The 12,585-nt window shown below is 41.0% G+C and carries 13 protein-coding genes; 6 read left to right on the top strand and 7 right to left on the bottom strand.

Features of this window, described 5'->3' with window-relative positions; all coding sequences use genetic code 11:
* Positions 1 to 9 precede the first annotated feature (9 nt).
* On the top strand, positions 10 to 201 hold the full coding sequence (locus BWI96_RS11735; protein WP_106636818.1) for a hypothetical protein: 192 nt from the start codon (positions 10 to 12) through the stop codon (positions 199 to 201).
* Between the two features lie 762 nt (positions 202 to 963).
* Here the strand turns inward: BWI96_RS11735 and BWI96_RS11740 are convergent.
* The 3 genes from BWI96_RS11740 to BWI96_RS11750 all read right to left on the bottom strand — a co-directional run bounded on the left by BWI96_RS11740 (position 964) and on the right by BWI96_RS11750 (position 2,589).
* Positions 964 to 1,470, bottom strand: coding sequence for a hypothetical protein (locus BWI96_RS11740; protein WP_106636819.1), 507 nt, complete (start codon positions 1,468 to 1,470; stop codon positions 964 to 966).
* A gap of 155 nt (positions 1,471 to 1,625) precedes the next feature.
* On the bottom strand, positions 1,626 to 1,958 hold the full coding sequence (locus BWI96_RS11745) for a hypothetical protein (protein WP_157830328.1): 333 nt from the start codon (positions 1,956 to 1,958) through the stop codon (positions 1,626 to 1,628).
* A gap of 376 nt (positions 1,959 to 2,334) precedes the next feature.
* On the bottom strand, positions 2,335 to 2,589 hold the full coding sequence (locus tag BWI96_RS11750; protein WP_106636821.1) for a hypothetical protein: 255 nt from the start codon (positions 2,587 to 2,589) through the stop codon (positions 2,335 to 2,337).
* A gap of 206 nt (positions 2,590 to 2,795) precedes the next feature.
* Here BWI96_RS11750 and BWI96_RS11755 point away from each other — a divergent pair, with 206 nt between their 5' ends.
* Both BWI96_RS11755 and BWI96_RS11760 read left to right on the top strand, forming a co-directional pair.
* A complete protein-coding gene (locus BWI96_RS11755) occupies positions 2,796 to 3,353 on the top strand; it encodes a hypothetical protein (RefSeq protein WP_106636822.1) in 558 nt (185 codons plus the stop codon).
* An 82-nt stretch (positions 3,354 to 3,435) separates the two neighbouring features.
* Positions 3,436 to 3,876, top strand: a complete 441-nt coding sequence (locus BWI96_RS11760) for a hypothetical protein (protein WP_106636823.1) — start codon at positions 3,436 to 3,438, stop codon at positions 3,874 to 3,876.
* 33 nt (positions 3,877 to 3,909) lie between these two features.
* On the opposite strand, the gene BWI96_RS11765 is transcribed toward BWI96_RS11760, so the two are convergent.
* The 3 genes from BWI96_RS11765 to BWI96_RS11775 all read right to left on the bottom strand — a co-directional run bounded on the left by BWI96_RS11765 (position 3,910) and on the right by BWI96_RS11775 (position 7,766).
* Entirely contained in the window at positions 3,910 to 4,443 is a 534-nt protein-coding gene (locus BWI96_RS11765) for a hypothetical protein (RefSeq protein ID WP_157830330.1), read from the bottom strand.
* Between the two features lie 608 nt (positions 4,444 to 5,051).
* Positions 5,052 to 5,780 carry an N-acetyltransferase gene (locus BWI96_RS11770; RefSeq protein ID WP_232793690.1) on the bottom strand — a complete coding sequence of 243 codons (729 nt, stop codon included), beginning with the start codon at positions 5,778 to 5,780 and terminating at the stop codon, positions 5,052 to 5,054.
* A gap of 369 nt (positions 5,781 to 6,149) precedes the next feature.
* Entirely contained in the window at positions 6,150 to 7,766 is a 1,617-nt protein-coding gene (locus BWI96_RS11775; RefSeq protein ID WP_106636826.1) for a hypothetical protein, read from the bottom strand.
* An 827-nt stretch (positions 7,767 to 8,593) separates the two neighbouring features.
* Between BWI96_RS11775 and BWI96_RS11780 the strand changes: the two genes are divergently transcribed.
* On the top strand, positions 8,594 to 8,914 hold the full coding sequence (locus BWI96_RS11780; protein WP_106636827.1) for a hypothetical protein: 321 nt from the start codon (positions 8,594 to 8,596) through the stop codon (positions 8,912 to 8,914).
* Positions 8,915 to 8,925: 11 nt separating this feature from the next.
* Here the strand turns inward: BWI96_RS11780 and BWI96_RS11785 are convergent, their stop codons facing one another.
* Positions 8,926 to 9,354: a contact-dependent growth inhibition system immunity protein gene (locus BWI96_RS11785; RefSeq protein ID WP_106636828.1), complete on the bottom strand. Its 429-nt coding sequence runs from the start codon at positions 9,352 to 9,354 to the stop codon at positions 8,926 to 8,928.
* Between the two features lie 356 nt (positions 9,355 to 9,710).
* Here BWI96_RS11785 and BWI96_RS11790 point away from each other — a divergent pair, with 356 nt between their 5' ends.
* Together BWI96_RS11790 and BWI96_RS11795 are read left to right on the top strand one after the other, a co-directional pair.
* Positions 9,711 to 10,910 (top strand): PQQ-binding-like beta-propeller repeat protein, encoded by a 1,200-nt coding sequence (locus BWI96_RS11790; protein ID WP_106636829.1) that lies wholly within the window; start codon positions 9,711 to 9,713, stop codon positions 10,908 to 10,910.
* 323 nt (positions 10,911 to 11,233) lie between these two features.
* The gene (locus BWI96_RS11795; RefSeq protein ID WP_106636830.1) at positions 11,234 to 12,358 is read left to right on the top strand and encodes a type I restriction endonuclease; all 1,125 of its coding nucleotides are present in this window, start codon (positions 11,234 to 11,236) and stop codon (positions 12,356 to 12,358) included.
* The last annotated feature ends 227 nt before the right edge of the window (positions 12,359 to 12,585 follow it).

Raw genomic sequence — 12,585 nt, forward strand, 5'->3', positions numbered from 1 at the left:
TAGTTAGCCATGAACCATTCGCAACAACCCGACGAAGACAACTTTATCCAACGAAATACAGCGGAAGGAGAAGAAGAAAAGAAAAGCAAGCCCGAAGACATTCCGCAGGAAAATGTATTGCCTTTGAATCCAACATCTGAAGAGCCAGAGGAAGCAAAAAACGGCAATGATGATTTTGTAGAACGGAACGACGAGGATTAGAAAGAATAAAAAACGCTCCCGTGATGCACAGGAGCGTTTCAAAATCTTAACCTCTAAACCTATTTATGATTCAAAGGTAGAGCGGAGAACAATGCTGAAATTTGTTATTCTATCAACTGTATGGTTTATACGTTAGACAGTAATTTTTGCCCCCAGAACGGTACATTATACGTCATAAAAAGTTCGGCATGAAAGCTTGCATAAAATGCCAGGAGTTACTATCTTTGAATCAACCCCTCCTATCTCTCTGTTTGCAAAACCTGATAGGAGTTAAGAAAGCCTGGCATGGTGTCGGGCTTTCTTTTTTTGTGGGTAGCCTATTTGTAAATAGAGACACGTAAAGGCACTTTTGACAGTTCTGCTGATAGGGCTTTGTGGGGTTGGCGGAGAGATATGGGTTGGTTGGAAAAATATAAGCCCTTTCTTCGTATCGTTTTTCCCTTCTTCGATCGCAAGTAGAGATTAAGTATACTAGGTATAGTAGAACGAAAAGCATGTAAAAACTGCATTTCGTAGTCTGAAATCAACCATTAATCGAGAACCTAGGACAAACATGCCTTCTTTGCTGTACTTTAGCATCACTAAATCATTCAGATGAGTGGCGGCTTGGAAGAGTGATTTACAGAAAAAGCCTGCTTATGGAAATAAGCAGGCTTTTTTGTATCATGATTAGCTTGGTAATTGTATATAGAAGCGGTTGAGCTATTAGGCAAGAAATCATAAGACATTTCAAAAGATTCTGTGAACCCTTAATGCAGTCAATTAAGGTAAGTCCTTCCAGTTGATGTTAGAATTAGTAAGGAGAGATTCTAACCAAGATCGCTCATGACTCACGAGTGTTCCGTAGTCAGTTGCGGAAGGAATATAAAGCTCAAAGAGGTAGTCGCATTCTCTTTTTAAAAGATCATAGCGTGTTTTTCCCTGGATTCGTTGAGGATCAAGATACGCAGGTGGCAGCCGATTGAGTTGAACCAGATTGATACCCTTATCTAGAGTAGGTAAAAGCTCTAAGAATTCAGGCGTTGGCAAAATAAAGTCAAAGTTTACTTGTCGGGCTTTAACGGTTAGATTCATTGAATCTTTGGCTACTGGTAGTTCAAAAGAATGCCAATCAGCATAGGGGAAGGTTTGATGATGGTGTACCCAAACCATTGAATAGTCTTCTCGAATCAAATGTTTGATAATGGCATTGGTAGCAAAATCAATAATGATTTGAAAATGCCCCGGATAGATTTCTCGAATAGTATTGATGTTGGCCTGCCAGTTCATACGTTAGAGCTTGGATTCAAATAAATACTAGGGCATTCACTATAGGCACACCCGTGTGAAAGGGTACTTGCTTGACCCTCCCCGGTAGTTAAAAGCGTTTGACCTACCCCCGGAGTATTTGCTAGGAGGTTTTTGTATTAAACTAATTTGTGGTCTCAGATGATCTTCAAACGTTCAAGGATCGTATTGAGGAGTACTATCAGCCAAAAGGTTAACCCACTTAGCCAGATGATCCATGTGCAGACGTCTACGGCCTTGTACATGCGTTTCTGTTGAGAGGTGAACTTAGCCTGAGAATACTCATTTCTCAAAAACAGTTGGATCTTCTCCCAGCTTGTAAGTGTAAAATAGGTAGAAGCAAAGGGCTTAACACGATCCGGGCTTAGACTCTGATCCAGGTTGTGCTTAAAATACATTTTAGCGAAGTATCCTACGATGAAGGTGAGCATGCTTAAGGCCCAGATACTTTGAAGGATGTTGATGAGCATGAGATGTGCTAGCCTAAGTGTGTAAATATAGGTAATCCCCTCAATCGTCACAGCCTACTAGATAGCTAACCCTAATCCGATAAACCGAAACTGCTTGATAATCACCGATATGATTTTTCCTCCGTGCAAGTTATTGGTCGTTAGTCATCACAAAGGGCCTCTACGGCGAACTATATAAGCTATCTGTCTGCTCGCTTTGCTCACTGCCAGCGGACTCGTTATAGGTGATTCGGATGATCTATAAGGTGGGATTATTCCACCTTTTGCAAAAGGTAACTCTGGATTACCTTATAGGGTAATTAGAGAGTCCAAAGTTGGACTTTCCGTTTAAAAAGTGATTCAGGATCACCCTTTAAAGCAACGGCTGCTCTAAGGACTAGACTATATCTTGAATGTCCTCTTCGTCTCTCAATGTATTAGGCAGGAACTCTTTAGCAGTCGTTAATATTTGTTCCCATTGCTCTAAGGTCAATACTACTTTTTCAGCTACGGGATAAATGGTAAGCGAAAGCTCCTGGTGGTCAGTAATGCCGATTTCCATAAATGGATTGATCTGCTGTTCTTGAAAGAGTTCCAGATAAGGATAGGTTACGTTAATATCCCCTACCTTTTCAATGCGGATGGATGCCATGATTAATAGAATGAAGGGTAGTCAAAGGTAACGCAAACTTATAAGCCGTCAATGATGAGGTCAACTCAAAACTGAGTCGGCTGACTACCGGTTCTGGCGGCATTATAATGTCTTTTTGGGAGATATTTGAAAACATTCTATCTTGGCTTTTGTGACGATCTCCACCTGTTATGTTTAAATACTTTATCCTTTACCCTTTACTGTTAATGGTGGATTGTAAGTCCAACTCTTCATCACCTGACTATTTTGATCGAAGTTTTATAGAGAGCTTCCCATCTGATTTTGATAAAGAGTCTGAACTTCCACCACCGCTTGAAGATAAATTGGTCATTATAAGTGTAGCAAAGGATTTAAAAGTAATAACGGATGTATATAGCTTAAAGAAGCTTTACCAGAACAAGTACTATAAAAGCTATTCTATCTATTATGATTATCTATATGATTGTTTTAATCAAAAGATATCTATTACATGTAATGAGGCAAAAGATATAGCTCTTCGTTGGCATATGGTCTGGAACAAGCCTTTCAAATTAGATCAAGACATTGTTCAAACCTACCAAACTCACGGCTTAGAGTATTCATTAAATGCCTTTGGTGAAAGATCGAGAGCATTTCTGAATAATAAGGAAAAGATATACACGATGGGCAGGTGGCATTATGGTACAAAGGCTGCTACCTTTTTCTATCTCTGCTTTATCAATGGCGGTACCATGGCCTATGACGATTATGTAGGTCAATATTTTATCTCATTCCCTAGGCAGTAGGCGAAAAGATCATTTAGAGTTAGGTTGCCTATTTTACACCCTAGACCATTCGATTAATATAACTTTTGATTATACAACACTAATGGCTTTGAAGAAAACCCTCCTATTATTTTTAAGTACTATTTTGATCTTCTCCTGTGATCGCTTTATGCCGGGTGGCTTTTGGCTAGAATATAAAAAGGAAAAAATTACTCAGAATTTCAGCGATCAAGGTCCTTGGGGAGGGTCTCGAACCATACTATGGACAACATCTTCTAACCAAACTTTTACCAATGCAGTATCTTATGCGATCAACCACAACTGGACCTTCATCGATAGCGTTCATATTTCTGAGAACATACCCATTTCTCAGTTATCAAGCCACTTTCCTAAGTGGTTCAACGATGGCGGTACTGTTTTAAGATTTACCTCAGAAATGCTAAATGTAGACTCAGATACAGATAGTACTTACCTAGCAGAGGGTTACGTCATTTTCAATGAAACTAGAACTCAAATGGTGGTCTATCACAAATGGGGACAATAACAGTTTAACATACAGACACTTATGCAACAAAAATTATTCATGTATTATCTCAGGTGGTGGGGGCGGCGTAGGTAACCACAACCTACTTCTAAAATATACTTCTTCCGAGCTTTCTACCAATTTTACCCTTCTTCTAGTTTCTTTTAGCCACTCAACCAAAGAGTCTAGCTCTTTAGGTGATTCATCCCTATGAACGTATATGGTCTTCGCAAAAGCCTTCGTTCTGATGTAAAATCTATACTCTCTTCCATCTTTGTAATCTTCATAATACCTACTATCCAATCTCTTGAAATCAATATTTTTCAGAAATAGATTGAGCGTATCTTGTTGATTACCAGATAGCGTGGAAAGGTAGTAGATACCTTCTTTAGGGGCGGTGGCACTGTCTGCTGTAAATTCGTATCTATTAAAATGATCTCTTAGCCAGACTTGATAGGACTCTGAAATCTTCATTGAAAAGTCAGTTTCAAAAGTGCTACTATAGGATAGTTCAATCTCTTCAAAGTTTTTGGACTGACACCCCAATACAACAATTAGTAAAATTGCCCAACATATTCTTGTTTTCATAGGCTACGAGTACTGCATTGGAAAAGTTAGATATACAAATAAAGATAGCACTTATACTGTCCGTAACCTTTTACAAACGACCCTCTAGAAAATAGTAGATCCTAGCGGGTCGTTTTGTTTATAATCTTACTCTGTTGAAATTTAAAACCTTTGATTGATTTTTTACAGGTTCTCAGAAAACTCCGTAGAGGCGTTTAAATTACTTATACTAGTAGTGGAGTACAAATCAATCCTAAGCTAAAAGAAGGCACAAATTCGGCGGTTTCTGAGAGGGCCAGAAGAATGCCAGGCTTACCCATTCAAAGCTATGGCAAAACTCAGGCCTTTTCACGAGTACTTTCCTCGACTGGTTACACTCAAGATTTCAAAAACTGGAAGGGGGGCCGCGGAACTGGGGGATGGCTTTTCTTTACTTTTCGTCTCTGAGAGCAATAGGTATTGATTTAAAAAGACAGCTCGACGCAAAGGCGTGAAAACGCCCTTTTAGTGTTTTAATGTTTTTACTGTTTATATTCTTTTTATTTGGTTGGGTATCCTCCGGGTTATCCTACCGGTGTACCTGCGGGTTATCCTACCGGTTTTATCGGCAGGTTAACCCGCAGGTTACTTCACAGTAGCTCCGTAATCATTACGAAGGATCCGATGTACCGATTTCGATCAAGAAAACCCTTTACCTTCTCTTCCTTCTGAGATAAACCATCTACACTCCAGTTTATCTGCCAGTCAGGATGAGCCGGATAAATGATAGGAAGCTTGAGGGTTCTAGTTTTCAGCTGAAACTTGAGATTCCATTGCCAGGCTGGATCACACTTCCTTGCTTCATGCGGTTCCTGATCCCATAGCTTAACCACTTCCTTTGTACTTATCTTTTTAGCAGGTTTTAGATGAGGTACTATGATCTTATACATCTTGGGTCCCTCATGACTCCTTGTGTTCGTATGCTGCATAACCTCCGGAGACCTGGTGAAGCCTAATCTCTTCCAAGCCTTTTCCGAGGCGGCCGGCACGCATCGCAACCACAACGCTACGGTTCCCTGAGCAACCAAATGTTGACAGAGCTCATTAAACATATGCTTCAGGTATCCTTTTCTACGGTAATCCGGATGTATTTCAGAAATGTCAATACCTGCACTAGAGTCCTCACCTCCCCCATGCCAGGTTATAAAACCGATGGCTTTTCTTCCTTCGAGAATAATGGCAATGCTTTTTTCATCATATGAGCTTTTTATAGAATTCCAGTTACAGTAGAAGCCTTCTTGAGTATTCCGCTCCTCCTCTTCTAACCATAAGCGGATTTGTTTTATTTGTCTTTCTGTTGGTCTGAATGACACGTTCATTTCTACTGCCATTTGTCGTGATTCATTCAATTCTTCAATTACAACGAACTTTTAATACCAGGCCTGACGCCTTAAGCATACATACTGTTGACTCTTCAAATTAAAGCATGGATATCAAGTAAATGATATCTATGCTTTTTTCTAAATAGCTTTCTCCTATACTCCCTGCCCACGTAAAACCTTTTATTTCATAGGAAATACGTGGGTATTACGTAGGTATTTAGCAAGCTCATCGAATGAAAGACAAGCTACCTAAAAATGGCGGGTTCGTAAATCCTGTAAGTAAGAAAATAGTCGACATTTTAAAACGAGTTTGCCTATTTAATTTGATCCTAAAATTGTCAACTATTTTTAGTGTAGTTGACAACGCTAAAGGCTCTTCTTATATAGTCGTAAGTCCCCTTTGGGGTTGACTTTTTCTACTGCCCATCCTTCAGCTAAATCAATTTCATAGTCCTCTCCAATAATTTGGTGATCAGTAATCTGAATCGGTTTCGAAAAAATAAACGTTCGACCATCAGGAGTTCCTAAGATGCCTGACACACCCAGCTTTTCCTTCGCTGGCAAGGTATGAAAGTTCCCGAAGTTTCGGCCCGTTGTGTTCGTGCCTATCAGATTTGAATACACCAGGCCACGATTACCTAGCACGAGTGTACCGTTCATGTCAAAACTGCGTGTAAAGACAGTATCGACTAAAGTAGCCTGCAAAGTAGGCTGATGAACGAATCGATTGGTATAGTACGCTAGATTAGCTTCGTTCTGTTGGTAACGAGCTAGTTCCTGACGGTGAATACTCAAATAGTTATTCCGACGGTTAGCCCGTTGGAAGGCCTGTTTATCAACCGAAATGGTTCGCTTGGTAAGCCGCTCATAGAGTGCCCGAAAATTGTAGATGTGGTCAAGAGGCTCTTTCCAGTTTAGGTGAAGGTAATCGAACAATAAGCCATAGGCCAGACCGGTCGCATAAGGAAAAGGACGGGTATACGTGGATGCTTCTTCCCGCATCGTCAGTTCCCGCATTGCTCGTTCGTACTTATCCGAATAAGTAGACAATTTGTAGCCCGTGTAGTTGGCCATTCCCTCTAGCGTTTCCAGTTGTAATTCCCCTTCTAGATCGTTTTGATAAGCCTGTTGACGCACTTTTCGGTATCGCAGAGCATCCTCTATATACTGAACCACTAGCGTAGGCGTCTCTTGTTTACGAACGGCATTCAGTGCATTTCGCAAAGCCTGAAATTCTAAACGTAACAACTGACGAGCTTCATAGCGATCCAGGTAGTTGACCGGATTACCTAAAAACATTCGATGCTTAAACTGGAGCAGGTGAAACAACTCATGAATAATCGTAGCACTACTATCACTTAAGTAGCTAGTCAGCACAATGGCGTACTGTTTCCCCAAATAGGGCTGTGCTGAGTTACTTTGACTTAGCTGGGTGGGCGTTACTTTCTTGGTGTACAAGACAGAATCGCTTGTCGTGCTTTCCGGTAACGGTTCCAGGCTATAAATGGTGTTATCCGTATCTAACACTAGGATCTGATTCGACCAGATGGGTTCACCCCACAACTGACCATTATCGGCCGCCAGGATTGCTTTGGCCTTTAAAAGCGAGGATTTGATGCGGCCATAAGTCCGTGCAGGCAAGGTCCGTTTGTTTTCACGAGCCTGCTGAATGATGGCCGTCCAGGGTTCATTGTCACGCAAAGTCGTCAAATCGGTGTCACTCAACAGATGGTCTACATTACTATAGAATCGATTGGTTACGAGATAGTTCAATAACTGAAACGCCTGTTCATGATCGCCTTGTAAGGCATAGATACAGGCACCATCATAGAGTTGGCCACTTGGTAATCGATAGCCTTGCTTAGTAAACAACTGCCCAAAAAGTTGGCTTGCTTGAACGTATTTTTTCTGCTGATAGGCATTCATTGCTTCGGCGTACAGGTTGCGTTCTTGGGCAAATAGAGAGCTGTAAGATAAACACATGAGCAAAGTGCTTAGCAAGCTCCTCTTTATTAGGAATACAAAAGTCTTTTGCATAAGGTTAGTTTTGTACAAAGACTCATATTCATGTTTAATGTTGCATCAGTAATCGGTGCCAAACATGCAAAAATGAATTTAATAGAGAAGAGAGTTTATAATAACCTTCTTACAAATGCCCCTCTAGAAAATGTATATCCTAGCGGGTCGTTTTATTTATAATCTTACTCTCTTGAAATTCAAAACCTTTGATTGCTCTATTTTAGAATATTGCTTCTCTACAGGTACTCCACCTCTCCAAAGGAATGGTTCGTATACCCCATTTTTTTCCACATGATACATGGAACGATAATCAAGCTTATTTCGGTGTACCTGTGGGGTATCCTGCCGGTTTTATCGGCAAGGTTAACCCGCAGGTTAAATCAAGTCTTCACGGTAGCTCCGTAATCATTACAAAAGACCGATGTACCGTCCCCTATAAAGAAACCGCTTCACTTTCTCCTCTTTCTTAGATAACCCTTCTACGCTCTAGTTTATCTGGCAGTCAGGATAAGCTGGATGAATGATAGGAAGCTTGAGCGTTCTAGTTTTCGGCTGAAACGTAAGATTCCATTGCCAGGGGGATCAGATCTAACCTTTCGGACGCTGGAACTAATTAAGACGTTCCGAGCAGCCAGTTAGCTGAATCTTTTCCGTACAAGCAGATAAACACTCCTCCTCGGGGTGTTTATTTTTTCTGATCAGTGGCAGGTACCTTTCTGAAATAGTTTTTTTATTGCCACTTTAGAACCTGCATTAAACTACTGCTATGGCGATTAACGTAACAATTGATTATGCAACAGAAAAAGAGGCCAGAAGAACGAACTTGGTTAGAGCCTTGGGGGGAGATCCCAACAAGCCAAAGGGATTCTTTTTTACTTCAATTAAATAAGGAAATTACTCAGCGACACCCACTGTTTGGAAGACACCTTGAACTTATTGGGAGAAGCTTTGCTAATGATGATCTATTAGTTGTGGTAGATACTAGCGAGTGGGTAGTAGTGCATTTGACTTGGTTAGGATCTGGAGATAGCCGTTTCCCCTTATTCGAGTCTTTTGATACTTGGTCCGGATTTGTCAATAATAAAATGGCAGTCGATAACGAAGGTTTTTAACATAAAATCACTTATACAAAAGAAATAGCTCTCAGTTTAGGCAAGCTCTGATAGACGTTTTCTAGTACTGCTTTTGGGGCATCACTAGTAGCAAGAGAAGTAAGGCTTTTCTCAAGTAGGGTGGTAAAGGTGGCCAGTTCGAGCGAATGATTACGCCAATAGGATGGACTAGTTTTCAATACACTTACCAATAGATCCCCCTCGTAAAAGTCGCCTTCTGCAAGAATATCGACTTTCAACTTGTCTAGAGCTAAGGGAATCAGCCAAGTTAGACCAATGTTCTGGCCAATCATAATCCTTAAATCTTCAGTCGAGTAATTTTGTAGTTTCTTGTCCCTCAATTTATAGCAGGTTGCTATTAAAGAGGATTCAAATTCAGTTGAATGAAAAGGTTCACTCGACTCCAACTCATTTATCGACTTTTCTAAGAAACTGATCATATTTAGAAAGTGCTTGCATCTTTGTTAGCTCACATAACATAACCGCAGTTATAGAACAACCTTTTAGAAAGTATAATGCCATAGGTGGTATAGGCTGCAATATAGCTTGCTAATGAACTATTCAGAAGATTGAGCTATACGTTCCCCTAGCATTTTCGTATCAATTTATAGCATACCTCATCCGAGCGAACGAGATCAAACTTAAATTTATGCAAAGGCATTTCGTGATACAGTACTTCTACCTTTAAACCCGCTTTATATTTCTATGAGATAGGAGGGACCATATACGTAGTAGCTGATAATATCAGTGACTTCATGCTATCTTTGCTTGAGTCCGTTGTCCACCGTTAACCTCTATGAAACCTTTTTCTAGTGTAATCATCCTACTTACCTTTTACTTCATTACTAGTGCCTGTAAAAAGGGAAATCTACCTGTTCCTACACCAGAACTTATCGGCACCAATACATCTGTATTTATCTCTGATCTAGAGGGAAGGTTATACTCGTTTAATGCTCAGACTGGAGATATTCTTTGGGAAAAACAAGTAGAGGGAACCATGATTGAAGGTCCAGCAGCTTCAAATGGGCTCCTGTACACTAATAATAATGGTCGTGAGATCCAGGCTCATGATATGAAAACAGGAGAGATCGTTTGGAAAACATCATTTGCTAGGCCAGGCCTTGGGGTATATAAATTTGCCTCTGCTGAAGGGGTATTGTGTTCGGCAGGCGAGGACTTCATTGTAGGTCTGGATGCCAGAACAGGCCAAAAGAAATGGGAGATGAAACCTTCGGTTGTCCTTAAAGATACACCTAATTCAAAAGCGTATATACTTCGTGCCTATGATGGACTCATTTATGGCACCACCTATACTAGCATATTTTGTATAGAACCGGCTTCCGGGCAGGTTCAATGGCAGACCTATGTAAGCCCTCAGTTTGGCTTAACCTTTTGTTTTAAGAATAGTAGCCTGTATACTTTTGTTACTGAAGTTGACCAGAGCCGAACTACTGAAACCGCTATAAGTTATAATGAAAGGTTAATCCAGATTGATGCCAAAACAGGTAAGGCAAAATGGGATAAACAGGTCAGTTCAAATAATTCCTCTTCTAGCCTTGTGAGTTCATATGTGGTCGGAGCTACCTCAAATACTATTGTGATTTCAAGCCATCAAAACTACGCCATGTACTCGCGAGGGCTTTCCATAAAAGATGGCAAGCAAAGATGGAAAATGGAGTTTGCAAGATCCAATTCTCCCGTAGCTATTCATAACGATTTTCTTTATTGGAGTAGCCTGGATGGTAGCTTGTACCAAATCAACGGTGATGATGGATCGTATCAAGCCTTTTACAATACCAATGGAAGGGGCTATCCCTACCAACCCGTCTATGCCAATGGCACCCTCTTCCAGATCAGTACAGATCGGCACCTATATGCCATAGAAGAATCAACGGGAAAGGCGTTGTGGACGGTCCCCCTCAAAGGAGAAGTAGATAGGAATGCCAACCCTATTGTACTCGATTCCAATCAAAGCCTATTTCCCAGTGATCGTTAGCTCTGTTTCCTAGCTAGCATTACACAGTTACACATTGACACTCTTAAAAAATAGCTATCGCCTGATAATGAGGCAAATATCCTTTGGGGTGCAACGTCTTACGAGGAGTGCCGACAAAACTGGCGAGACCCAAGAGTGACGCAAGTGCTGAAAGTGAGGCTCAAACAAAATCTTTTTTCAGGCGAGTGATAACCTTAAAGGCTGTTTTACAATAGAATAGACATAGAGCAATTGAGCGAACAGCAGTTATAGTTCAATCAAAACTTAGTTTATTGCTAAAATGAATTAACCGTAAAACAGTACCTTAACCCTACACCGCCGCTATGGACTTCAAAGACCAGGTTCGCCAACTCAGCGAACGCGTATCTCAGTTAAAAGATAACATCCACACCGAGGAGGCTACCAAGAATGCCTTCATTATGCCTTTTCTTCAAGTCCTCGGCTACGATGTATTTAATCCGCTGGAAGTCGTTCCCGAGTTCATCTGTGACATTGGTATCAAGAAAGGAGAGAAGATTGACTACGCTATCTTTAAAGAAGGACATCCGGTTATCCTAGTTGAATGCAAACACTGGAAACAGTCGTTGGACATTCATGATGGGCAGCTACTTCGTTACTTCCACGTCTCCAAGGCTAAGTTCTCTATCCTCACGAACGGGCTAATCTTTCGCTTCTACACGGATCTAGTGGATGCTAACAAGATGGATGAGAAGCCGTTCTTTGAATTCAATCTGGAAGCCATCAAAGACGGACAGATTGAAAAGCTAAAGGAGTTTCATAAGTCAAGCTTTGACGTCAATAGCGTCTATCAGTCAGCGTTTGAATCCAAGAACTCCAATGAGCTACGAACGTTGCTTCAAAAGGAATTCAATGACCCAGGTGATGAGTTTACCAAACATTTTGTCAAGCAGGTGTATCCCACAGCTGTTACCGCAAAGGTACTGGAGTACTATAAGCCTCTGTTAAAGCGAACCATTGCTAACTTCATTAACGATACGCTAAACGACCGATTGAAGCTCGCGATTACCAATGATGACTCTTTGTCCTCATCGTCTGTGGTAGAGTCTACAAATGCGTCTAATGAGACTGTAGCTTTGCCCTCAGTACCAACTCAGGCCGATAAAGAGAAAGCGGAGATTGTTACCACAGAGGAGGAACTGGAAGGCTTCTATATTGTTCGGTCCATCCTTCGAACGAAGGTGCCTGCAGCTCGGATTACGCATCGTGATGCACTTTCCTACTTTGCCATCTTCCTGGACGATAACAACCGTCGACCCATCTGTCGATTGTATTTGAATGCTCAGACGAAAAAGTATCTGGGAACATTTGATGCAGCTAAGAAGGAAACGAAGGTGGAGATTAAGTCGTTGGATGACATTTACAACTATGCAGCGGAACTAGAGGCTGTAGTAGGAGTGTATGCCAGTAGCAAAGTGAAGGAAGAGTAGCGTATATAGACTTTTGTCGGTTTAGTCAGTACCCTTTTAGGACTTAAACGCAAAAATCTAAAGCATCTGGCAACAACCGCTGGGTGCTTTTTGCATATATAGGTTTTTCTCCAACTTCGGAAAAACGACTTTTGTCAGTTTAGTCGGTACCCCTTCGGTACATTTTGACTAAAATTCAAAGGCTCCAAACCTCTTCAAGAAAGAGCCTCAGGGTACCTCATCACTGA

It is taken from the genome of Siphonobacter sp. SORGH_AS_0500 (genome assembly GCF_002838835.1).
In the GTDB taxonomy this organism is placed as follows: domain Bacteria; phylum Bacteroidota; class Bacteroidia; order Cytophagales; family Spirosomataceae; genus Siphonobacter.

Coding starts and splice junctions, on each gene's coding strand:
- BWI96_RS11735 (WP_106636818.1), top strand. CDS start 10: ATGAACCATTCGCAACAACCCGACGAAGACAACTTTATCCAACGAAAT.
- BWI96_RS11740 (WP_106636819.1), bottom strand. CDS start 1,470: ATGAACTGGCAGGCCAACATCAATACTATTCGAGAAATCTATCCGGGG.
- BWI96_RS11745 (WP_157830328.1), bottom strand. CDS start 1,958: ATGCTCATCAACATCCTTCAAAGTATCTGGGCCTTAAGCATGCTCACC.
- BWI96_RS11750 (WP_106636821.1), bottom strand. CDS start 2,589: ATGGCATCCATCCGCATTGAAAAGGTAGGGGATATTAACGTAACCTAT.
- BWI96_RS11755 (WP_106636822.1), top strand. CDS start 2,796: ATGGTGGATTGTAAGTCCAACTCTTCATCACCTGACTATTTTGATCGA.
- BWI96_RS11760 (WP_106636823.1), top strand. CDS start 3,436: ATGGCTTTGAAGAAAACCCTCCTATTATTTTTAAGTACTATTTTGATC.
- BWI96_RS11765 (WP_157830330.1), bottom strand. CDS start 4,443: ATGAAAACAAGAATATGTTGGGCAATTTTACTAATTGTTGTATTGGGG.
- BWI96_RS11770 (WP_232793690.1), bottom strand. CDS start 5,780: ATGAACGTGTCATTCAGACCAACAGAAAGACAAATAAAACAAATCCGC.
- BWI96_RS11775 (WP_106636826.1), bottom strand. CDS start 7,766: ATGTGTTTATCTTACAGCTCTCTATTTGCCCAAGAACGCAACCTGTAC.
- BWI96_RS11780 (WP_106636827.1), top strand. CDS start 8,594: ATGCAACAGAAAAAGAGGCCAGAAGAACGAACTTGGTTAGAGCCTTGG.
- BWI96_RS11785 (WP_106636828.1), bottom strand. CDS start 9,354: ATGATCAGTTTCTTAGAAAAGTCGATAAATGAGTTGGAGTCGAGTGAA.
- BWI96_RS11790 (WP_106636829.1), top strand. CDS start 9,711: ATGAAACCTTTTTCTAGTGTAATCATCCTACTTACCTTTTACTTCATT.
- BWI96_RS11795 (WP_106636830.1), top strand. CDS start 11,234: ATGGACTTCAAAGACCAGGTTCGCCAACTCAGCGAACGCGTATCTCAG.